Origin of the sequence: Selenomonas sp. oral taxon 478 (genome assembly GCF_001189555.1) — a bacterium.
GTDB lineage: Bacteria > Bacillota > Negativicutes > Selenomonadales > Selenomonadaceae > Centipeda > Centipeda felix.
In genome coordinates, this window is record NZ_CP012071.1 from 251325 (window position 1) to 272582 (window position 21258).

General features: G+C 59.7%; 19 protein-coding genes. 3 read left to right on the top strand and 16 right to left on the bottom strand.

What is annotated here, in order from left to right; genetic code table 11:
* Positions 1–8 precede the first annotated feature (8 nt).
* Entirely contained in the window at positions 9–719 is a 711-nt protein-coding gene (deoD, locus tag ADJ74_RS01215) for a purine-nucleoside phosphorylase (protein ID WP_050341281.1), read from the bottom strand.
* 63 nt (positions 720–782) lie between these two features.
* Positions 783–2045, bottom strand: a complete 1263-nt coding sequence (locus ADJ74_RS01220; protein WP_050341284.1) for an NCS2 family permease — start codon at positions 2043–2045, stop codon at positions 783–785.
* Between the two features lie 142 nt (positions 2046–2187).
* Here ADJ74_RS01220 and ADJ74_RS01225 point away from each other — a divergent pair, with 142 nt between their 5' ends.
* On the top strand, positions 2188–2838 hold the full coding sequence (locus ADJ74_RS01225; RefSeq protein ID WP_050341286.1) for a Crp/Fnr family transcriptional regulator: 651 nt from the start codon (positions 2188–2190) through the stop codon (positions 2836–2838).
* A 248-nt stretch (positions 2839–3086) separates the two neighbouring features.
* Here ADJ74_RS01225 and ADJ74_RS01230 read toward each other — a convergent pair whose 3' ends face one another.
* From ADJ74_RS01230 to gap, 14 genes are all read right to left on the bottom strand, one after another.
* Positions 3087–4442 (bottom strand): amino acid permease, encoded by a 1356-nt coding sequence (locus tag ADJ74_RS01230; protein WP_050341288.1) that lies wholly within the window; start codon positions 4440–4442, stop codon positions 3087–3089.
* 23 nt (positions 4443–4465) lie between these two features.
* Positions 4466–4939 (bottom strand): SsrA-binding protein SmpB, encoded by a 474-nt coding sequence (gene smpB / locus ADJ74_RS01235; RefSeq protein WP_050341290.1) that lies wholly within the window; start codon positions 4937–4939, stop codon positions 4466–4468.
* A gap of 9 nt (positions 4940–4948) precedes the next feature.
* The gene (gene rnr / locus ADJ74_RS01240) at positions 4949–7642 is read right to left on the bottom strand and encodes a ribonuclease R (protein ID WP_050341293.1); all 2694 of its coding nucleotides are present in this window, start codon (positions 7640–7642) and stop codon (positions 4949–4951) included.
* A 20-nt stretch (positions 7643–7662) separates the two neighbouring features.
* Positions 7663–8424 carry a carboxylesterase gene (locus ADJ74_RS01245; RefSeq protein ID WP_050341295.1) on the bottom strand — a complete coding sequence of 254 codons (762 nt, stop codon included), beginning with the start codon at positions 8422–8424 and terminating at the stop codon, positions 7663–7665.
* A gap of 90 nt (positions 8425–8514) precedes the next feature.
* Positions 8515–8727, bottom strand: coding sequence for a preprotein translocase subunit SecG (gene secG, locus ADJ74_RS01250; protein WP_039981420.1), 213 nt, complete (start codon positions 8725–8727; stop codon positions 8515–8517).
* Positions 8728–8764: 37 nt separating this feature from the next.
* A complete protein-coding gene (locus ADJ74_RS11435) occupies positions 8765–8890 on the bottom strand; it encodes a secretion protein HlyD (RefSeq protein WP_253271734.1) in 126 nt (41 codons plus the stop codon).
* Between the two features lie 123 nt (positions 8891–9013).
* Complete coding sequence (locus ADJ74_RS01255) at positions 9014–10357, bottom strand: hemolysin family protein (RefSeq protein ID WP_050341297.1); 1344 nt, start codon at positions 10355–10357, stop codon at positions 9014–9016.
* Between the two features lie 28 nt (positions 10358–10385).
* Positions 10386–11480 carry a DEAD/DEAH box helicase gene (locus ADJ74_RS01260; RefSeq protein ID WP_050341298.1) on the bottom strand — a complete coding sequence of 365 codons (1095 nt, stop codon included), beginning with the start codon at positions 11478–11480 and terminating at the stop codon, positions 10386–10388.
* Between the two features lie 140 nt (positions 11481–11620).
* Positions 11621–13756, bottom strand: a complete 2136-nt coding sequence (locus ADJ74_RS01265; protein ID WP_050341299.1) for a DNA topoisomerase III — start codon at positions 13754–13756, stop codon at positions 11621–11623.
* A complete protein-coding gene (locus ADJ74_RS01270; protein ID WP_050341301.1) occupies positions 13753–14112 on the bottom strand; it encodes a YkvA family protein in 360 nt (119 codons plus the stop codon). Before ADJ74_RS01270 ends, ADJ74_RS01265 begins: the two co-directional genes overlap by 4 nt.
* Before the next feature lie 108 nt (positions 14113–14220).
* Positions 14221–15777 carry a 2,3-bisphosphoglycerate-independent phosphoglycerate mutase gene (gpmI, locus tag ADJ74_RS01275; protein WP_050341303.1) on the bottom strand — a complete coding sequence of 519 codons (1557 nt, stop codon included), beginning with the start codon at positions 15775–15777 and terminating at the stop codon, positions 14221–14223.
* A 99-nt stretch (positions 15778–15876) separates the two neighbouring features.
* Positions 15877–16626, bottom strand: coding sequence for a triose-phosphate isomerase (tpiA, locus tag ADJ74_RS01280; protein ID WP_039981415.1), 750 nt, complete (start codon positions 16624–16626; stop codon positions 15877–15879).
* Positions 16627–16659: 33 nt separating this feature from the next.
* Positions 16660–17877, bottom strand: a complete 1218-nt coding sequence (pgk, locus tag ADJ74_RS01285) for a phosphoglycerate kinase (protein WP_050341305.1) — start codon at positions 17875–17877, stop codon at positions 16660–16662.
* A 150-nt stretch (positions 17878–18027) separates the two neighbouring features.
* Positions 18028–19041 carry a type I glyceraldehyde-3-phosphate dehydrogenase gene (gap, locus tag ADJ74_RS01290; RefSeq protein WP_050341307.1) on the bottom strand — a complete coding sequence of 338 codons (1014 nt, stop codon included), beginning with the start codon at positions 19039–19041 and terminating at the stop codon, positions 18028–18030.
* Between the two features lie 213 nt (positions 19042–19254).
* Here gap and ADJ74_RS01295 point away from each other — a divergent pair, with 213 nt between their 5' ends.
* Together ADJ74_RS01295 and mtnA are read left to right on the top strand one after the other, a co-directional pair.
* Positions 19255–19899 carry a class II aldolase/adducin family protein gene (locus tag ADJ74_RS01295; protein ID WP_050341309.1) on the top strand — a complete coding sequence of 215 codons (645 nt, stop codon included), beginning with the start codon at positions 19255–19257 and terminating at the stop codon, positions 19897–19899.
* 204 nt (positions 19900–20103) lie between these two features.
* On the top strand, positions 20104–21144 hold the full coding sequence (gene mtnA / locus ADJ74_RS01300) for an S-methyl-5-thioribose-1-phosphate isomerase (protein ID WP_050341310.1): 1041 nt from the start codon (positions 20104–20106) through the stop codon (positions 21142–21144).
* Positions 21145–21258 lie beyond the last annotated feature (114 nt).

Here is a 21258-nt window from a genome sequence, read left to right on the forward strand (position 1 = left end):
TCCCTCCGTTAGGCGATGGACGCCTCCAGTGCAATCTCGATCATCTCGCTGAACGAGGTCTGACGCTCCTCCGCCGTGGAGGGCGGCTCGTCGCTGACGAGGTGGTCGCTGACGGTAAATAGTGCGAGCGCACGCACGCCGAATTTCGCTGCGATGAGGTAGAGTGCCGCAGCCTCCATCTCGAGGCCGAGAACGCCGTAGCTCGCGAGCTTCTGGATGTCCATTTCGTCATCGTAGAAACGATCCTGCGACATCACGTTGCCGACGCGCACGGAGATGCCCTTGTCCGCCGCTGCCTGATAGGCGTGACGCAGCAGGTCAAAATCCGCCACCGGTGCAAAGTTGACCGAAGCGCCGAAGATGTTGCGCGGCATGGAGGAGTCGGTCGTCGTCGCCTGCGCAATGAGGACGTCGCGGATGTGGATATCCTTGTGGCACGCGCCGCAGCTGCCGATACGAATCAGCGTCTTGCAGCCATACTCACGGATGAGCTCGTTGACGTAGATAGAGATCGAGGGCATCCCCATGCCTGTCCCCTGCACGGAGATGGGATGCCCCTTGTACGTGCCAGTGTAGCCGAGGATATTGCGGATGTTCGTGTACTCCTTCGCGCCCTCGAGGAAGTTCTCGGCGATGTACTTGGCGCGGAGCGGGTCGCCCGGCAGGAGAATGCGCTCGGCGATTTCGCCCTTCGCTGCGGCAATGTGTGGAGTTGGCATAATGTGTACCTCTCTTTCGTCATGATAGAAAATTTTTATCGTAAACCGCCATAGCGGTCTATGTCACTGTGCTGCCTCAAAGACGAGCTGCAGGAGAAACAGTACGCCGAGGACGTAGGAGAGCGTTCCGAGCTCATGGCGGCGTCCCGTGAACACTTTCATCATGGGGTGTGCGGCAAAGCCAAACGCGAGCCCCGTTGAGATGCTGTTCGTCAGAGGGATGAGCACAATGATAAGGAACGCAGGGAACCACTCGGAGAAATCCTGAAACTGGATGTTTTCGAGGTGCTGCATCATCAGTGCACCCGTGATGATGATGACGGGCGCGACAGCCGCCTGTGGAACGTAGGCGAGCAGCGGAATAAAGACGAGTGTGAGCAGGAACAATGCGCCGCCGATGAGTGCCGTCAGCCCGCTCCGCCCTCCTTCGACAATGCCCGCCGCACTCTCTGCGGCAGCGACGGTCGGGCTCGTTCCGAGCACCGAGGACAACACCACCGTCAGGGACGAGGCGCGGAACGCATTGCGGAACTTTGCCGTATCGGGCAGCAGTCCTTCGAGCAGGCCGATGGACTCAAAGACGAGGATCATCGTCATCGAGAAGACCGCGAGCCAGAACGAAACGGTCAGCATAGAGGAGAAGTCCTCTGCAAAGAGCAGTGCACCGTACTCACCGAGCCGCGTCATATCGATCTCAATCGTATTGGCTTGAACCAGACCGATCGCATTGGCAATGGTTGTCACGATGAGGATGGCGATGAAAAATCCGCCCTTCACCCGCCGCTGGTAAAACAGCAAGCTCAGCACGAGGCCGAGGAGCGCGAGCAGCGCAGAAGGATTCCGCAGATCGCCGAGCGCGAGAATCGAGTTCTCGCCGGCGCGGATCAGCTCAGCCTTCTCTAGGCCAATCTCCACGAGGAACAGTCCGATGCCCGCCGTCACAGCGTATTTCAGCGATTTCGGCACGGCATCCGCCAGGATCCTGCCCGCACGCGTCACCGCCAGCGCAAAGAAGATGAGTGCTGAGACGAGCGAAATGGCAAGGGCCTCCTGCCAGCGGAATCCCATGTTCACCACGACGGTATACGTAAAGAATGCATTGATTCCCATGCCGGGCGTCAGAATGATCGGTGCATCCGCCCAGAAGGCCATCAGCAAGCACCCGATCGCCGAGGCAAAGATCGTCGCGAACACGCTCAGCTCCGCCGGAATGCCCCCGTCCGCGAGGATCAGCGGGTTGACGATGACGATGTACGAGATGGCAAAGAACGATGTCAGCCCCGCCATCACCTCCACGCGCCTATTGGGCACGTTGTTCGAACTCATATCTCATCCTCCCTTTAATCCGAGTATATCAAATAAAATAAGCGAAAAAAAAGGACATGTGACTTTTCAGCACGAAATTTTTTCGTTAAAATAGAGGAGAAATGATACATCCAGCGATTTCCATACAAAGAGGAGCATCACCATGCTTTTGCCGTCATTTCCCGAAGTGCCGCCGCACCTCCTGCGCACGGCACGTCCGCTCACATTCCAGCCCGACGAGATCATCCGCTGTAAGGGAACGCACGCCGACACGGTTTACATCCTCCTCGCGGGGCGCGTGCGCATTATCAACGAGTTCTCAAGCGGCGATCGGTATGTGTTTGCCATCGCCGACCCGCCCACATTCCTCGGTGAGTACGAGGCTCTCGCGGGTACGCCGTACTATGCCGCGACATGTGAGGCAGAAACGGTATGCGATCTGCTCGCCATCAGTATCGACGCGTTTGGCGCATGGCTCCAGCACGACGCGGCAGCAGCGTTTTCCGTTGCCTGCATGATCGCACGAAAATCCTGGCCCATCTCGGACGAATACGGTCAGATCAAATACCTGACGGTGCAGTCGCGTCTCCTCGCCTACCTGCAAAAGCAGCTGCCTGCGACCGATGCCGCCGTGCGTCTCCCCATGCGGCGGCAAGACATCGCCGATGCCATCGGTACGAGCCTGAAGACGGTCAACCGCAGCGTCGAACGCCTCCGTGCAGAGGGGATACTCTCCCTCGACCGCGGCAAGATCGCCCTCACGCCTGACCAATGTGCAAAGATGCGGACAATGGATGTGCACCAAAAAACATAGAGATGCTGCGACACAATCACTGCACCACATGAAAAGGGCGCTGCACGAAGCCAAAGACTTCGTGCAGCGCCTTTTGTGTGCCCCTTCCACCGCTTGCTGACCTGTCCAAGAAGCAAGCCCATAGGGCGCAGCTGATTGGGAAACAGGTCGTATGCGAAAACGTCCCAAGAACACGAGCGTTAGCGACGTGTGATTGGTTGACGTTGACCGCTCGCGGTCCACCTTCCCCGTCATAGCGGGGAAGGCGATTATGCTTTTTCACTCTTTCGCTTCGACCGATAGCCGAGCCAGAGCACGATCAGCCATACGGGCAGGATCGGCACGGCAATCTGCATCCCGGGGATCTGTGCCATCATGATGACAACCCCTGCGAGGAAAATGAGGCAGAGGTAGTTGATCCATGGATAGAACGGCGTGCGGAATTTGATCGGCTTTCCCTCATGTGCACATTGCTCACGAAACTTCAGATGCGTAACGACGATGATCGTCCAGCTGATGACCGCCGCGCAGGTTGCAATCGCGATCAGGTAGAGAAACGCGTCCCCCGGGAAGAAGTAGTTGAGAAAGACGACAATGAGCGTCATCCCCGAGGAAATGAGGATGCCGCGCACGGGCACCCCGCGATGCGAGAGCTGGCAGAGTGCCTGCGGTGCATCGCCGCGCTGTGCGAGTCCGTAGAGCATACGGCTGTTGCTGTAGATCGCGGAGTTGTAGACCGAGACCGCCGCCGTGAGCACGACGAAATTCAGGATATGCGCCGCCGCAGGGATGCCGACGTTGCGGAAAATCTGGACAAAGGGGCTCGCATCCGCGCCGACCTCGTTCCACGGCCAGAGTGCCATGAGGATCGCCATGGTACCGACGTAGAAGATGAGGATACGCCAGATGACCTGATTGATCGCCTGCGGGATGGTACGGTCGGGATCCTCTGCCTCGCCTGCCGTGATGCCGATGAGCTCGATGCCGCCGAACGAGAACATGACGACCGCCGTCGCGAGGAGGAAGCCCCACCAGCCATTCGGCAGGAAGCCCCCATGCGCCCAGAGGTTGCTGATGTTCTCGGGGAACGGTGCGCCCGTCACGAGCAGCCAGCCGCCGAGCCCGATCATGAGCACAATCGCCGTAATCTTGACGAGTGCCATCCAGAACTCCATCTCGCCATAGGCACGCACATTCGTGAGATTGAGGATGGTGATGACCGTGAGACAGACGAGCGCAGAGAGCCACTGCGGCAGATCGGGCAGCCAAAAATTCATATAGATGCCGACCGCCGCCAGCTCCGCCATGGAAACGATGATGTAATTGAACCAGTAGTTCCAGCCGGAGAGGAAGCCCGGAAAGTCGCCCCAGTACTTTCCCGCATAGTGACTGAAGGAGCCCGAGACCGGTTCATCCACCGCCATCTCGCCGAGCATCCGCATGATGAAGAAAATCATGACGCCGCCGAGCAGATATGCGAGCATGACCGCCGGCCCCGCGAGCGCGATCGTCGAGACAGAGCCGTAGAAAAGCCCCGTACCGATTGCGCCGCCGAGGGCGATCATCTGGAGATGCCTGTTCTTGAGCCCGCGCCGAAGGGCGGGCGATGCTTCCTTTTCCTGCATAAATCCTCCGTCCAAAAATACTGCTATCCGCGCTGACGCGATTTTAGTGCCTGTTCCACCTCGCGTTTTGCCGCCTTTTCCTTCAACGACTGACGCTTGTCGTAGTTATGCTTGCCGCTCGCGAGTGCCAGCTCGAGCTTTGCACGTCCGTGCTTGAAATAGACCTTCAGCGGGATGAGCGTCATGCCCTTTTCCTGCGTCTTGCCAAAGAGCTTCAGAATCTCCGCCTTGTGCATGAGCAGACGGCGCACGCGCAGCGGGTCATGGTTGAACTGATTGCCCTGATCGTAGGGGCTGATGTGCATGTGGTCGAGGAATACTTCCCCGTTCTTGATGTAGGCGTAGCTGTCGCGCAGATTTGCCTTGCCGGCGCGCAGGGACTTGACCTCCGTACCGACCAGCTCCATTCCCGCCTCATAGGTCTCGTGGATAAAGTAGTCGTGCCGCGCCTTGCGGTTCTCACAGGCGATCCGTACGCCATCGTTTTTCTTTCCCATTGATGTTCCTCATTCGGTGCCTCGCGTGCCGCCCTCCGTCTTGCGGTTCATGCGGCGTGCGGGGCGCGGCGCACGGCGCGGCTTCTCCGTCCGCTCCGGCTCCTCACTCCGGCTGCGGTAGCCCGGCGGATCGGGCCAGACCGCACTGTTGAGCCCCGTCACCTTGACGCGGTGATAGTCGCGTCCACTGCGCTCATCGTCACGACGGCTCTCGCTGCGCCCGCCGCGTGGCGGGCGGTCTGCGTTTGGCTTTCCGCCGCGCTCACTGCGCCACGAGGCCGGCTTGCCGTCCGTCCGTGCCTTGCGCGGCACGCTCTCCGCCGCCGCATGGGCGGCGCGGTCGCCCTTCTGGGCGTGGCTGCCGCTCGTACCATGTGCGCCGCGCGTTTTCCTGCGCCGTTCGCCATGGCTTTCGCCGGCTGCAGCGGCGGGAACGTCGCGGCGCTCGCCCTTCCTGCGGCGCGGGCTGCGCGTCTGCTCTGCCCCCGCATCCTTCTTCGCGGGGCGCGGGGCAGCGCCGCGTTTCGCAGGAGCGGCCGCGTTCGGGTCGTAGACGCCGTTGTCCTTCAGGACGAAGTCGAGCGTCCGCGCCTGTACGTCGGCGCGCGTGATGATGATGGTCACCGTATCGCCGAGGCGGTAGCGCGTGCCCGTGCGCTCGCCCACCATCGCATACTGATCCTCGACGTAGGTATAGTAATCGTTGACCATGGTCGAGACGTGGACCAGCCCCTCGACGCCATTCTCGAGCTCGACGAAGATGCCGAACGCCGTCACGCCGCTGATGACACCCTCGTAGGTCTCGCCCACGAACTGCGCCATGTACTCGATCTTTTTCATATCGGTCGTCTCGCGCTCCGCCTCGATGGCAATGCGCTCACGCGCTGAGGAGTGCTCCGCCGCCTCGGGGAGGAGCGCACGCAGACGCTCGCGTTTCTCCGCCGCGATATGTCCCGTGGCAAACGTCTCGCGGAGGAGACGATGCACGAGGAGGTCGGGATAGCGTCGGATCGGCGAGGTAAAATGCGTATAGTAGCGCGCCGCAAGGCCAAAGTGCCCAAGGCTCGCCGTCGAATAGCGCGCCTGCTGCATCGAACGCAGGGCGACCGCCCCGATGATGCGCTCCTCGGGCTGTCCCTTAACGCGGTCGAGCACCTGCTGGATGTCGGAGGGGCGCACCTTGCCGTCCTCATCGACATGGAGGCGCAGGCCGAGCGCGGCGAGGAGGCTCTGCAGACGCTCGATCTTCTCAGAGGTGGGCGTCTCATGCACGCGGTAGACGAACGGCTCTTCCTTCAGCTCCATGTGACGCGCCACGGTCTCATTTGCCGCGAGCATGCACTCCTCGATGATGGACTCGCCAATCGAGCCTGTACGCTTTTCGAGCGCGACAGGATGTCCATCGGCATCGAGCTTTACCTTGACCTCGGGCAGCTCAAAGTCAATCGAGCCGCGCCGATGACGCTTGGCACGCAGCACCTCGCGCAGACGGCGAAGCGTCTCAAGCATCGGGCGGATGTCGCCGTTGTCCGAGACGAACGGCTCATCACCGGCAAGGACGCGGTTGACGAGCGTATAGGTTAGGCGACGCGCAACATGGATCACGCACGGCACGATCTCATAGTTCTTGACCTCGCCGTCCATGCCGATCTCCATCTCGCACGCCATCGAGAGACGATCTACGCCCTCGTTCAGGCTGCAGATTCCGTTCGACAGCTCCTTCGGGAGCATCGGAATCACGCGGTCGACGAGATAGACGCTCGTCCCGCGCCGCGCTGCCTCACGATCGAGCGGCTCGCCCGCACGGACATAGTGGCTGACATCGGCAATGTAGACGCCGAGGAAGAACCCGCCGTCCTTCTCATAGGCGTAGACACCGTCGTCGATGTCCTTTGTATCCTCGCCGTCAATCGTGACGATGGGGAAATCACGTCGATCCCGCCGCCCTGCATACTCCTCGGGAAGCGGATCCTTCGGGCAGTGCGCCGCCGCCTCTGCAACATCGGGCGGGAACTTCTCATCGAGATCGTAGGCGCGCATGACAGCAAGCACGTCCACGCCGGGGTCACCCGTCTTGCCGAGCACCTCGACGACGCGTCCCTCAGCGCTCCTGCGCTGCTCCGGCCACTTCGTGATCTCGACGACGACCTTGCTGCCCGTCTTTGCCCCGCCAAAGTCCTTTTTCAGCACAAAGACATCGCGCCCGATCTTCGTGCTGTCGGGTGTGACAAAGCCGAACGCCTTGCTGCGCTCGAACGTGCCGACAATATGCGTATTGACGCGCTCGAGGATGCGGATGATCTCCCCCTCACGCGCGCGTCCCGGCTGCTCGGACGGCGTGACGCGTGCGACCACGCGGTCACCGTGCATCGCCGTCCCCATCGCACTGCCGGGGACAAAGACATCCGTCTCCTCCTCCGTCTCACGCACATCGGGGATGATGAAGCCGAACCCCTTCGGCGACATGGAGAGCCGCCCCACCACGAGATTCATGCGGCTCGGCAGCCCGTAAAGGCCGCTGCGGTTGCGGATGACCGCACCCTCGGCCTCAAGCGCGGCAAGAGCATCGGAGAGCTCCTTCCCTTCGCTCTCCGGGAGCCCCAGCCCCGTACGCAGCTCCGCCTCAGGCAGCGGGCGATAGGCGTCCTCCCGCATAAAGGCGTAGACCCTCTCCTTGAGCGTATCCAGTTGTTCCTGTTCCATATTTTCCTCTTTTTTCGTTTCTACGATCTTCTTCCCTGCACAGCCTTCTCCAAAAAATCTGCCGTGCGCTCAAATACGCGCTCCCTGACCCCCTCATCGAGCGGAAGCAGATGCCCCGCATCAGGGAGAATCACCGTCTCACAGTCCGTGCTTGCCACGTGTGCGCGCAGCTCCTCGGCACTCTTTGGATCCGCCGTATGGTCACGCGCTCCGTGGACGATCAGGAGCGGCGCGCGCACCTTGCCCAGCTCGCTGCGGGCAGCGGCGATCACATCCATCATCTCATGGACGGAGACGAGCGGCATACGCCGATAGGTGTTGTTCGCTCCCTGCGGGACGTTCTCCAGTTTGCGGCGCGCCTTCGGCACATAGCGGCCGACGCTCGCCGCGCGCGTCGGCAGATGCTCGATCCCCTGCTCACGCGCAATGATCAGTGGCGCACCGAGGCTCACAACACAGGTGACCTCCGCCTCGACCGAAAGCAGCAGGGCAAAGATCGCCCCCATCGAGTGCCCCACGACGGCGATGTCGTCACACGCACCACGCAGAATCGCGTAGCCGTCACGCATAGAGTCCATCCAGTCCTCATGCTCCGTACGGCTGAGATCCTCTGCTGTCGTCCCGTGCCCCGCAAGTCGTATGGCGAGCACCGTAAAGCCGCGCGCATGAAGGTACTCCCCCATGAGTCGCAGCTCAGCGGGAAGCCCAGTAAATCCGTGAATGAGGAGGACACCATGCCGTCCGCCCGGCAGAAAAAAAGGCTCTGCGCCCAGTAAATGCATGACGTATCCCCCTTTCACAAAATGATTCCATGCATCCCAAAATAAAGCCCTGCCCCGCAGAGCGGCAGCAGGGCTCCTGCACGGATACGGTCAGCTCGACAACCGCGCGATAATGATCGTAATCACCCCGAACAGTATCGCGAACACGACGGTCACGCGTGCGAGCAGCGCGTCCATGCCGCGTGCCTTGCCCGAGAACACCGTATCCTCGCCGCCGTCCAAGCCGCCCATGCCGGCAGACTTTGCCTCCTGTCCGAGCACAGACGCGATGAGGATGATCGCGACGATTGCATCCAGTACCATTAAAAGCGTGAGCAAGAAAAAGCCCCTTCCTTCTTACTTAAGGAAGCACTGATAAATTCAGCACCGCCATCTTAGCGCATCTTTTTTGCCCGCTTTTTGTCGGCAAATCCTCCACATAGCTTTGGCTATGCGTCCGGTTTGCCTCCTCAATCGGACAAAAAATCTACGCCAACCTGACGGACTTCATTTTATCAGCGATTCCTTAAACGAACGATATTTTGTAATCATAACACAGAGAACGCAAACGTGGCAAGCGAAATGTATCCGCACCGCCATGCGGATTCCGTCACTTCTCCCCGCTGGCGGCCGGGAGCTCCTGTACCACGAGCATCGTATGCGGCATACGCAGCAGTACGCGTGTAATGCGGATGCCCTCTACCTCCTCCACATAGAGGAGTGCGCCCGCATGCGCCGCCATCTGCCCGACGCGCGGTGCCTCGCCGAGCTGGTCATAGAGCCAGCCGCCGATACTGTCCACATCCTCATCCACGATGCAGACGCCGAGGAGATCGTCGACCTCCTCGAGCAGCAGCTTTGCGTCGATGGAGCAGATATCGAGCCCGCGCCACTCGACGCTTTCGCGCTCGACGTCGAACTCGTCGCGGATGTCGCCGACGATCTGCTCGATGATGTCCTCGACGGTCACCATGCCCGCCGTTCCGCCGTACTCATCGACGACGATAGCCAGCTGCGAGCCCTGCTCCTGCATCGTGCGCAGGAGGATACTGCCGTCCATACTCTCGGGTACGATGAGTGCCTTGCGGATGTAGCGGCGCAGATTCAGCCGCTCCCCGCGCATGAGCGGCGGCAGGAGATCTTTCACATGGATAAAGCCGATGATATGATCTTTATCCTCATAGCAGACCGGGTAGCGCGTCTGCTGCTCCTCGAGGATGGTCTTGATGCGCTCCGCGGGCGAGTCATCCAGATAGAGACAGATCATATCCGTGCGCGGCACCATGATTTCACGTGCATTCAGTTCCGTAAAGGAGAACACCTTGTCAACAAAGTCCGCCTCCGTGCTGTTGATGAGCCCCTGACGATAACTCTCCTTCATCAGGAGGCGAATCTCCTCCTCCGTATGGGCATCCTCGTTTTCGCCTTTGGCCTCGTAGCCGAGCTTGCGGCTGATATGATTGGCCACCGTGTTGAGCACCCAGACAAAGGGGCGCATCACGCGGCCAAAAAGTACCATGGGAAAGGAAATCGCGAGAAGAATGCGCTCCACGTTGGCGATGGCCATGGACTTCGGCGTCAGCTCGCCGAGCACGATATGGAGCGAGGTGATGAGCGTAAAGGCGATCGCGAGCGCGACCGTGTGCCCGACCTCATCAGGGAGTCCGACACTCTGCGTGACAGGCAGGATCAGCACGGCAATCGCCGGCTCACCCACCCAGCCGAGGCCAAGTGAAGCAAGCGTGATGCCAAGCTGTGTCACAGACAGCGAGGAATCGAGATGATCGGTCAGCTGCTTCGCGTACTTTGCACGGCTGACGCCCTCGGCGATCAGGGTCTCCAGACGTGACGGACGGATTTTGACACAGCAGAACTCTGCCGCGACGAAGAACCCATTCATGAAAATCAGAAAGACAACGAGCAGTAAATCGAGTAGTGTGGGCAATATGTCCACGAGTCAAGGCCTCCTTTGGGAAGGAACATCAATTGATCTTTTTCAAATCAAGTTTCATGCGGACAGCGAGGGCTTTCAGCCGCTCCACTTCCTTCGCATCGACAAGCGAGATGACTGTGCCCTCCTTGCCCGCGCGTGCCGTCCGTCCTGCACGGTGACGATAGGTGCGCACGTCCTCGGGCAAATCGACCTGAACGACATAGTCCACATCCTCGATATCCAGGCCGCGCGCAGCAAGATCGGTGGAAATGAGAAGCTGTACACGCCCCGTGCGGATTGCATTGAGAGCGGCGCGCCGCTGATCGCGCCGCTCGCCGCCGAGCAGGGCGGCAACACGAATGCCTTCGTACTGCAGCTTCTCTGCCGCTTTTTCTGCGTCAAAGCTGCGCCCGACAAAGACCAGTCCCCGCCGAATCGGCAGGCGGCGCGTCAATTTCTGCACAGCCTTTATTTTATCACGAAACGGCACAATATGATAGTAGTTTTCACACGTCGTCTCCTGCACTGCCGCACGGATGATGCGCAGTGCGCAGAGTTCCTCTGCCGCATGCACAGCCGCCGCAGCCGCTGTCGCCGAGAGGAAGAGCATCTGCCGCTCACGGGGCAGGAGGTGCAGGACGGCACGCACCTCCGCACTGTGCTGCTTGTCGAGGAGGCGGTCGAACTCATCGAGCACACAGAGGCGCACCTCCTGCAGTTTCAGTTTGCGGAGGCGGTGCAGCTCCACGATGCGCGGCGCAGAGCCGACGATGAGCGCCGGCTTTTTCTTCAGCGCGTCGATCTGCCGCTGTACATTCGCCCCGCCGATGAGGGCCTGCACGCCGACAGAGAGCCCTGCCGCCTGAATAAGATCCCGCGCGGCGCCCGCGATCTGCATCGCGAGCTCATGCGTCGGTGCGAGAACGAGTACCTGTGCCGCGCGCACGGCGGGGTCAATGCGCATGAGTGCGGGCAGGAGGTAGGCGAGCGTCTTGCCCGTCCCCGTCGGAGCCTCGCCGATCAGGTTCTCGCCTGTGCACGCGGCAGGAATCACCTCCCGCTGGATCTCCGTCGGCTCCGTGATGCCGCGCGCAGCCAGTGCCGCCGCGAGCGGCTCGGGCACGCCAAGTGATGTAAAGTCCATCGTATCCTCCTAAGCTTCAGCAGACGTATCCTTCAAACGCCTCCATCGCCGCGCATTCGCACGGCAGTCCTCGTTCCCCAATGCCTTGGAGGAGGATCTTTGCGGTGGTGGGGCGCCATGGACGATACAGGAGGCTCACCTTACTGGTCAAAAAACAGCGCATCCATCTCCGCCTGCTCATCTGCCGTCGGTGTGTAGCTGCGGCGCGCCGTCATCGCGGCGGCAGGGGGATGTGCCCCCATCCCGTCCGCAGAACCGCGCGGCACACGCCGTCCCGCAAAGTTCGGCTTGCCGCCCGCATCATCCGCCGTCATGCGGCACTGCGGGAACGCCGAGCAGCCCCAGAAATCGCCGTGCTTTCCCTTGCGTTTCAGCATGACGCCGCGCCCGCAGGCAGGACATGGTATCCCCTCGCCTCCCGTGATCTGCGCCGTCCGTGCCGCTTCGCAGAGATCACGTGCGAATGCCGCCTGCCCCGCGAGGAATTCCTCGGGCGTCCCCACGCCGTCCGCCATCGCGTGCAGCTGATCCTCCCAGATCGCCGTCGCATCGGGATACGTCATCGTATCGGGCAGCGCGTCGATAAGGAGATATGCCTCCGCCGTCGGCGTCAGCACCTTCTTCTTTCCCGCAGCATGGAGGAATTTACGGCGGATGAGATCCTCGATGATGCTCGCACGCGTCGCCTCCGTCCCAATGCCGGACACATCGCGCAGCATCTTTTTCGCCGCCTCGTCCTTGACGTACTTGTGAATCTCCTTCATCCCCTGGAGGAGCGTCGCGGGCGTAAACCGTGCGGGCGGCTTTGTCTGCCGCTCCTTCGTCTCTGCCGAGACGAACGCCGCCGCGTCGCCCTTTTTCATCGGCGGGAGTACCGTACTCTCCTCGTCCTCCTTCTCCGCATCCTCGGACTCATTCTTCCCCGCACGGTACATCGTGCGCCATCCCGCCGTACGTTCCGTACGTCCGCGCGCCGTGAACGTCTCACCGTGATGCGTCACTTCTGCCTTCGTCTGATCGTAGACATAGTTCGGACAGAACTGCGCAATGTAGGCACGCGCGATCAGCTCGTAGATATTGCGCTCCACCGCTGTGAGCCGCGCGAGGTTCACGGGCACGGTTGTCGGGATGATCGCATGATGTGCCGAAATCTTTGCGTCGTTCCACGCGCGCGACTTCTGCGCGGCATCGGCCGCCCGTGCCCACCCCGCAAGCGGCGTATCAGAGAGCGCGGCAAGGTTGCCGAGAATCTTTGCCGCATCCTTGTGCTGACTCACGGGCAGATACTCTGCATCCGAGCGCGGATAGCTGGTCAGTTTTTCCTCGTACAGCTTCTGTGCCGTATCGAGCACCTGCTGCGGTTCATAGCCGTAGCGTTTGCCTGCGAGCACCTGCAGTGCCGAGAGCGAAAAGGGCAGCGGCGGCGGCTCCTCCTTTTTCTTGCGCTCATACTTTGTCACCACGCCGTCTGCGGGCGGCTCGCCGAATGACGCCGCAGCAGCATCTGCTGCTGCCCGATCCACGAGGCGCCCCTCAGGATCGAGCGGCGTACGCTCCTCCGACGGTTTCCACCGCGTACGAAAGGGCTCCCCTTCCTCTGTGCGGAACAGTGCATCGACAAGATAGTAGGTCGCGGGCGTAAAGTGCTCGATCTCGCGCTCCCGCCGCACCACGAGTGCCAGCGTCGGCGTCTTGACCCTCCCGATGGGCAGGACGAGCCGCGCATGCCCGGCCCGCCGCGCCGCGAGCGTATAGGCGCGTGAGAGATTCATCCCGATGAGCCAGTCCGCACGTGCCCGTGCAAGTGCCGAGAGCTTCAGCGGAAGGAAATCCTCGTTGTCGCGCAGATCATTCAGCGCATCGTGAATGCTCTTATCGTCAAGTGCATTGATGAGAATACGGCGCACGGGCTTTGTATTGCCGAGGAAGTCCAGCACCTCATCCACCAAGAGCTGGCCCTCTCGATCAGGGTCGCCGGCATGCACGATCTCATCGGCACGCGCGATCAGCCCTTTCACCACCGCGAACTGCTGCGCCGCGCTCTCATTGACAACGAGATGCCACTCCTTCGGCAGGATCGGCAGATCCTCCGCGCGCCAGCGTTTCAGCGCGGGGTTATACTCCTCGGGCTCAGCCTGACGCAGCACGTGACCAAAGAGCCACGTCACCACGCCGCCGCCCGTCTCAATCCACCCGGAGCCTTTGCGGTGCGGCGCAGGAAGACATGCGGCAAGCGCGCGGCCGACGCTCGGCTTCTCCGCAATATAGAGCCTCACGAAAACACCTTCACGAGTGCCCAAACAAAGATGACAATCCACAGGAGCATGAGCACAGAGGCCCCTACAAGCAGCCACGTGCCGTAGCGCTCCACACGGCGTTCGCCCTCCATGCGCGTATGCGCGGGCAGCATGCGGATCAGCAGCGACGTCGCCGCAGGGAGAATCACCATATCATCCATTGCACCGAATAGAGGAATCGTATCCGGGATAATATCAATCGGGCTGATAAGATAAAGCAGTGAAAGCGGAAAGAGAACCTTCACGGCGCGCGGCGTATCGCGCTGCAGCATCGCGTAGAGCAGCAGGGCAATATTGCGCCGCATGGCACGCAGAAGCACCAAAAATCGCAGCATAAAGACCTCCGATCATGAAATGAATAGATTTAGTATACCATTCCGCCCGCTTTCTTTCAAACGAAAAAGACAGGTGCATACGCACCCGTCCTTTCAAACAAAACGATCTTACTTCAGCGTTATGAGCGGTTTGCCCGTCATCTCCTTCGGAATCGCAAGACCTGCGAGTGTGAGGAGAGTCGGTGCAATATCACAGAGCGCGCCCTTGTGGATGTCCTTCACGCGGTCAGAAACGACGATGAACGGTACGGGGTTCGTCGTGTGCTTCGTAAACGGCTGATTGTTGTCGTAGTCCCACATCTTGTCTGCATTGCCATGATCCGCGGTAATACAGACCTCACCGCCGACCTCGCGGATGGCATCAACGAAACGCCCAACGCAGGTATCCACCGTCTCGACCGCCTTGACAACTGCCGGGACAACCCCCGTATGTCCGACCATGTCGCAGTTGGCATAGTTGAGGATGATGAAGTCATACTTGCGGGACTTGATCGCCTCGACGACCTTGTCCGTGACCTCGATCGCGCTCATCTCAGGCTGCAGATCATAGGTCGCCACCTTCGGGGAATGCACGAGAATGCGGTCCTCGCCCTTGTACGGCTGCTCGACGCCGCCGTTGAAGAAGAATGTAACGTGCGCGTACTTCTCCGTCTCCGCGATGCGCAGCTGGGTATAACCGAGATCCTGCACATACTGGCCAAAGGTGTTGTCGATCTCCTCGGGCGGGAACGCCACGAGTGCGTTCATCCCTGCCTCGTACTCCGAGAACGTCGCAAAGGGAATTTTCAGCGATTCGTCGCGCGCAAAGCCGTCGAACTTTGCATCGACAAAGGCATGCGTCAGCTGACGCGCACGGTCGGGACGGAAATTGTAGAAAATCGCGCCGTCGCCGTTCTTCATGCCGTGATAGCCCTCGACCACGAACGGCACGACGAACTCATCCGTCACGCCCTCGGGCTTCTCGCTCGTATCCGCGTACGATGCGAGCAGTCCTGCCACAGCGGACTTCGCCACGGTCTTTGCCTTGGCGTGGGCAATCGCCTCATAGGCGAGCTGCTCACGCTCCCAGCGCTTGTCGCGATCCATCGCGTAGTAACGCCCGCTGACCGTAGCGATCTTGCCGACGCCGATCTCCGCCGCCTTTTTCTCGACCGCCTCGAGATACTCCTGTGCGCTCTTGGGCGGCACGTCGCGCCCGTCGAGGAAGGCATGAATCCAGACCTCGGTCAGTCCCTCGCGCTTAGCGAGTTCGAGCACGGCGAAAAGATGATCATCGTGGCTGTGCACGCCGCCCGGAGAAACCAGTCCCATGACATGCAGCGCACCACCGTGCTCCTTGACCCCGCGCACGATGGTGAGCAGCGCCTTGTTCTTGAAAAAGTCACCGTTCTTGATGTCACGCGTGATGCGCGTAAGCTGCTGATAGACGATGCGCCCTGCGCCGATATTCGTGTGGCCGACCTCAGAGTTGCCCATCTGACCGTCCGGCAGACCGACGTACTCACCAGATGCCTGGATTTCCGTATGACGGAACTCCTTCATCAGGCCATCGAGCACAGGCGTCTTTGCTATCGCAATGGCATTGTACTTCAGATCGTTTGGATCGCCATCGCCGAATCCGTCCATGATGATGAGTGCAACAGGTGCGTTCTTTAGTTTTGCCATAATATTGACATCTTTCTAAGAGCTTTTGCTCAAAACTCGTATGGCGCTTCATTCCCGCCGAGCGGAAAATCCACGCCATACAAAATGAGGGTACGATCATCAGAAATTCACGATTGCCGCGAAATCCTGTGCCTTCAGCGAAGCGCCGCCGACAAGTGCACCGTCGACATTCGGCTGCTTCATGAGATCCTTGATCGTCGCCGGCTTGACACTGCCGCCGTACTGAATGCGGATCGCGTCGGCTGCCTGCGCATTGAACTTCTTCGCGACTGCCTCGCGGATCGCCTTGCAGACCTCCTCAGCCTGCTCGAAGCTCGCCGTCTTGCCCGTGCCGATCGCCCAGATCGGCTCGTAGGCGATGACGAGCTTTCCTGCCTCATCTGCCGTAAAGCCCTCGAGCGCGGCGTTGATCTGCGCAACGACGTGCTCAATGTACTTGCCTGCCTCACGGACCGCAAGCGACTCGCCGCAGCAGATGATCGGCGTGATGCCTGCCGCGTATGCAGCACGGGCACGCTTGTTGACGCCCTCATCCGTCTCACCAAAGTAGTCGCGGCGCTCGCTGTGTCCGAGGATGACGTAGTCTGCGCCGATCTCCTTCAGCATATCTGTCGAGATCTCGCCCGTATAGGCGCCGCTCTTCTCCCAGTGCACATTCTGCGCACCAATGTGGATGTTCGTTCCCTTGACCGCATCGGCGACAGCGGCGAGTGCCGTTGCTGTCGGGCAGGCGACGACCGTGGCCTTTGCATCCTTAACGAGCGGGATGAGCTCCTTGACGAGCGAAACACCCGCTGCGATCGTGTTGTTCATTTTCCAGTTTCCGGCGATAATCGGAGTCCGTGCCATAGTTTTCTCCTTCTGTATCAAACGTAAATGTTCTTACTTGTCTGCGATGGCCGCGATGCCCGGCATCTCCTTGCCCTCAAGGAACTCAAGCGTCGCGCCGCCGCCCGTCGAGACGTGGGAGATCTTGTCCGTCAGCCCCGTCTTCTTGAGCGCCGCGATGGAGTCGCCGCCGCCGACGATGCTCGTCGCACCGGCCTCGGTCGCATCCGCAACCGCCTTTGCCACGGCCAATGTGCCCTTTGCAAACTCGTCGCACTCAAAGACGCCCATCGGTCCGTTCCAGATGATCGTCTTTGCGCCCTTCAGCGCATTGACGTACTCCTCGGAGGTCTTCGGACCGCTGTCGAGCGCCTGCCAGCCATTTTCAACCTGGTCGACGTCGACGATCTTGACCTTGCCCTCGGCCTTCCACTTTGCCTCGTCGGCGAGCGGGAACATATTCGCGGCGGCAACGTCGAGCGGAAGGACAACCTTGACCCCCTTTGCCTCCGCCTTCTTGAGGAGGTCACGTGCGAGATCCATCTTATCCGGCTCGCAGAGGGAGTCGCCGATCGGCAGCCCCTTCGCCGCATCAAAGGTGTGTGCCATGCCGCCGCCGATAATGATCGTGTCGACCTTCTCGATCATATTGCTGATGACGCCGATCTTGTCGGAGACCTTCGCCCCGCCGATGATCGCAACGAACGGATGCTGCGGCGTCTCAAGCGTCTTGCCGATGTAGTTGATCTCCTTCTCCATCAGAAAGCCTGCAACGGTTTCAATGTACTTCGGCACGCCCGCATTCGATGCATGCGCACGATGCGCGACACCAAACGCATCGTCCACAGCGACATCGGCGAGCGACGCGAGCTGCTTTGCGAAGGCAGGGTCGTTCTTCTTCTCTTCCTTGTGATAGCGCAGGTTCTCGAGGAGCAGCACCTCCCCCGGCTTCAGTGCCGCCGCGAGCTTTTCCGCCTCGGGGCCGACGCAGTCAGATGCCCACTTGACCTCGCGGCCGAGGAGCTCCGCGAGATGCTTCACGAGGTGCTTCGTGCTGAACTTCTCCTCGCGTGCCTCGGTCGGGCGGCCGATGTGGCAGGCGATGATGAGCGCCGCGCCGCCGTCGAGCAGATAGTTCAGCGTCGGCAGTGTGCGCACCATGCGCGTATCGTTCGTGATGTTCATCTCGGCATCAAATGGAACGTTGTAGTCCACGCGGACGAATACTTTCTTCCCCTTGACGTCGATATCCTTGATTGTCTTTTTGTTCATGCTGTCTCCTCCATAAAGGAATCGCTGAATGGATCAGTGCTCCCTAAAAGAAACGAGGTCCGGCCCAAACATCGGCCGGACCTCGAAAGATCGTATGCTGAGGGAGTGCAGAAAAGACCTCTGCCCACCCAAGAAAACAATGTTTACTTATCAGCCGAGTTCAGCAAAGTACTTGATCGTGCGAACCATCTGGCTCGTGTAGCTGTTCTCGTTGTCATACCAGGAGACAACCTGGACGAGCGTATTGCCGTCGCCCGTATCGCTGACCATCGTCTGCGTCGCATCGAAGATCGAGCCATAGGTCGTGCCGATGATGTCGCTGGAGACGATCTCGTCCGTATTGTAGCCGAACGACTCCGTCGACTCCTTCTTCATCTGTGCGTTGATCTGATCAACTGTGACCTTGCCCTCGACCACTGCGTAGAGGAGCGTCGTCGAGCCCGTCGGGGTCGGAACACGCTGTGCCGAGCCGATGAGCTTGCCGTTGAGCTCGGGGATGACAAGGCCGATCGCCTTTGCCGCACCCGTCGAGTTCGGAACGATGTTGACTGCTGCTGCACGGCTGCGGCGCAGGTCGCCCTTGCGCTGCGGGCCGTCAAGCGGCATCTGGTCGCCCGTGTAGGCGTGGATCGTCGTCATGATGCCGCTCTTGATCGGAGCGAGATCATTCAGTGCCTTTGCCATCGGCGCAAGGCAGTTCGTCGTGCAGGATGCTGCTGAGATAACCTTGTCCGCCTTCGTCAGCGTTTTGTGGTTGACGTTGAAGACGATCGTCGGGAGATCGCTGCCCGCAGGAGCGGAGATAACAACCTTCTTTGCGCCGGCCTTGATATGTGCCTCAGCCTTTGCCTTTGCCGTGTAGAAACCCGTGCACTCGAGCACGACATCGACATCATGCTTGCCCCAGGGGATCTGCGTTGCATCCGCCTGTGCATAGATGTTGATCTTCTTGCCGTTGACCGTGATGGAGTCCTCACCGGGCTCAACGGAATCTGCATACTTATAGCGACCCTGCGTGGAGTCATACTTCAGGAGATGGGCGAGCATCTTCGGGCTCGTCAGATCGTTGATTGCGACGACTTCATAGCCGGGCGCATCGAACATCTGACGGAAGGCAAGACGACCGATACGACCGAATCCATTGATAGCAACTTTTACTGCCATTGAAATACCCCCTGTGCGTTCCCTAAACATCATGCGCTGCAGGACCTGCCTGCCGCGCGCTCATTACGCTTTATATTATAAACCATTCCCAATAAAAGTCAAACTGTTTATCCTTATATCGGCACTCATTTTCACTATTTTCTGCGGGAAAATACTTGCACAATCCCGTAAATTTTCGCTAAAATATAGACTGTACGAAAAGGGGGAGAAGCCATGTTGGAAACGATCAAAGAAACGGTACTCTGCTGCGCACAGCAGGCAGAGCGCGACGGACTGTGCCGGCACCGTGCGGGCAATTTCAGCATCCGCGACGCAGAAAGCGGCTATATTTGCATCACACCGACAGGCATGGACCGCATGGAGATGCAGACAGACGACATCGTCGTCATCGACGGTGCAGGACATACGGTCGAAGCGCGCAGCGGAAAGCGTCCAACCAGCGAACTGATGATGCACTGCGCCATCTATCGGAACCGCAGCGACGTGCACGCTGTCGCACATACACACTCGCGCACAGCAACTGCCTTTGCCGTCATGAATAAGCCCATCCCTGCCATCGTCTACGAACTCTCCCTCCTTGGCTGCCGCGAGGGTTACGTGCCTGTCGCGCCCTACGGGCGACCGGGAACGAAGGCCGCGGCAGAGAACGTCCTCGCCCCCCTCTCCATCGCAGACGTTGCCCTCATGCAGGCACATGGTGTCGTCGCCGTCGCCGCCGATCTCAAGGAAGCTCTCCTGCGTGCAAACTACGTCGAAGAACTCGCCGACATCTACTACCGCACCCTCACCGTCCTCGGGAACGAGCCGGAGACCATCCCGGCAGACGAGCTGGCAAAGTGGAAGTATCCGACGGTGTAATCTTTTTAGCCTCCCTCGCCGCAATGGGGGAGAGCGGTCAATGACAACCAACCGCACTTCGCTGTCGCTCGTGTTCTTGGATCGTTTTCGCATACAACCTGTTTCCCAATCAGCTGCGCCCTTTGGGCTGGCTTCTTGGACAGAGCAGCAGGGCGGCCGCTTGCGGTGGTGGGAGCACATCTGTTTTAGGAAAAGAGGCACACAATGAACACAAACATCCTCGACATGGAAACCGTCGCCCTCGACGACAGCGAATGCGCCCTCGTCATCATCGACCAAACACAGCTCCCCAGCCGTGCCGAATATCTCCATCTCAAAACGCAGGGTGAAATCTGGACGGCAATCCGCGAGCTGCAGGTGCGCGGTGCGCCTGCCATCGGCGATGCAGCCGCCATCGGCATCTACCTCGCCGCCCTTGAGATTGACACCAACGACTACGCCGAATTTGCGCAGCGTTTCCACGAAGCAGCCGACTACCTGAACTCCTCCCGTCCCACCGCCGTCAACCTCTCGTGGGCACTGAACCGTATGGAAACCGTCGTCAAAAACGCAGAGGGCAAATCCATCCCCGAAATCCGTTCACTGCTGCATGACGAAGCCCTTCGCATCAAACAAGAGGACATCGACATCTGCAAAAAAATAGGCGAGCACGCGCTCACCCTCGTAAAACCTGGTATGGGACTCCTCACCCACTGCAATGCCGGACAGCTCGCCACCGCCAAATACGGTACCGCAACCGCCGTCATGTACCTCGGGCACCAAAAAGGCTACCACTTCAAAATCTACGCCGACGAAACACGTCCCCTCCTGCAGGGCGCACGTCTTACCGCATACGAACTCAGTGCCGCCGGCATGGACGTCACTCTCATCTGCGACAACATGGCATCCACCGTCATGAAGAACGGCTGGATCGACGCCGTCTTCGTCGGCTGTGACCGTGTCGCCGCCAACGGCGACGTCGCCAACAAGATCGGCACATCAGGTGTCGCCATCCTCGCCAAACACTACGGCATCCCCTTCTACGTCTGCGCCCCCACCTCCACCATCGACATGAACACCCCAACAGGTGCCGACATCCACATCGAGCAGCGCCCCGCCGCCGAAGTCATCGACATGTGGTACAAAGAGCGCATGAGCGCAGACGGCGTAAAAGTCTATAACCCCGCGTTCGATGTCACCGATCACGAACTGATTACAGCAATTGTGACGGAAGATGGAATATGGGGTACTTCCAAAGAACCTTAAATAAGTAACCGAAACAACATTTCAGTTTTTAGTTTCACATTTCAGTTTTCTACTAAAAAAGAAATACAAAACTAAAAACCAAAATGATATTTCAGTTTTAATTTCATTTCTTGA

Excerpts from the sequence above, each read along its gene's own strand:
- deoD (WP_050341281.1), bottom strand. The coding sequence starts at position 719 with ATGCCAACTCCACACATTGCCGCAGCGAAGGGCGAAATCGCCGAGCGC.
- ADJ74_RS01220 (WP_050341284.1), bottom strand. The coding sequence starts at position 2,045 with ATGAGTTCGAACAACGTGCCCAATAGGCGCGTGGAGGTGATGGCGGGG.
- ADJ74_RS01225 (WP_050341286.1), top strand. The coding sequence starts at position 2,188 with ATGCTTTTGCCGTCATTTCCCGAAGTGCCGCCGCACCTCCTGCGCACG.
- ADJ74_RS01230 (WP_050341288.1), bottom strand. The coding sequence starts at position 4,442 with ATGCAGGAAAAGGAAGCATCGCCCGCCCTTCGGCGCGGGCTCAAGAAC.
- smpB (WP_050341290.1), bottom strand. The coding sequence starts at position 4,939 with ATGGGAAAGAAAAACGATGGCGTACGGATCGCCTGTGAGAACCGCAAG.
- rnr (WP_050341293.1), bottom strand. The coding sequence starts at position 7,642 with ATGGAACAGGAACAACTGGATACGCTCAAGGAGAGGGTCTACGCCTTT.
- ADJ74_RS01245 (WP_050341295.1), bottom strand. The coding sequence starts at position 8,424 with ATGCATTTACTGGGCGCAGAGCCTTTTTTTCTGCCGGGCGGACGGCAT.
- secG (WP_039981420.1), bottom strand. The coding sequence starts at position 8,727 with ATGGTACTGGATGCAATCGTCGCGATCATCCTCATCGCGTCTGTGCTC.
- ADJ74_RS01260 (WP_050341298.1), bottom strand. The coding sequence starts at position 11,480 with ATGGACTTTACATCACTTGGCGTGCCCGAGCCGCTCGCGGCGGCACTG.
- ADJ74_RS01270 (WP_050341301.1), bottom strand. The coding sequence starts at position 14,112 with ATGCTGCGATTTTTGGTGCTTCTGCGTGCCATGCGGCGCAATATTGCC.
- gpmI (WP_050341303.1), bottom strand. The coding sequence starts at position 15,777 with ATGGCAAAACTAAAGAACGCACCTGTTGCACTCATCATCATGGACGGA.
- tpiA (WP_039981415.1), bottom strand. The coding sequence starts at position 16,626 with ATGGCACGGACTCCGATTATCGCCGGAAACTGGAAAATGAACAACACG.
- pgk (WP_050341305.1), bottom strand. The coding sequence starts at position 17,877 with ATGAACAAAAAGACAATCAAGGATATCGACGTCAAGGGGAAGAAAGTA.
- gap (WP_050341307.1), bottom strand. The coding sequence starts at position 19,041 with ATGGCAGTAAAAGTTGCTATCAATGGATTCGGTCGTATCGGTCGTCTT.
- ADJ74_RS01295 (WP_050341309.1), top strand. The coding sequence starts at position 19,255 with ATGTTGGAAACGATCAAAGAAACGGTACTCTGCTGCGCACAGCAGGCA.
- mtnA (WP_050341310.1), top strand. The coding sequence starts at position 20,104 with ATGAACACAAACATCCTCGACATGGAAACCGTCGCCCTCGACGACAGC.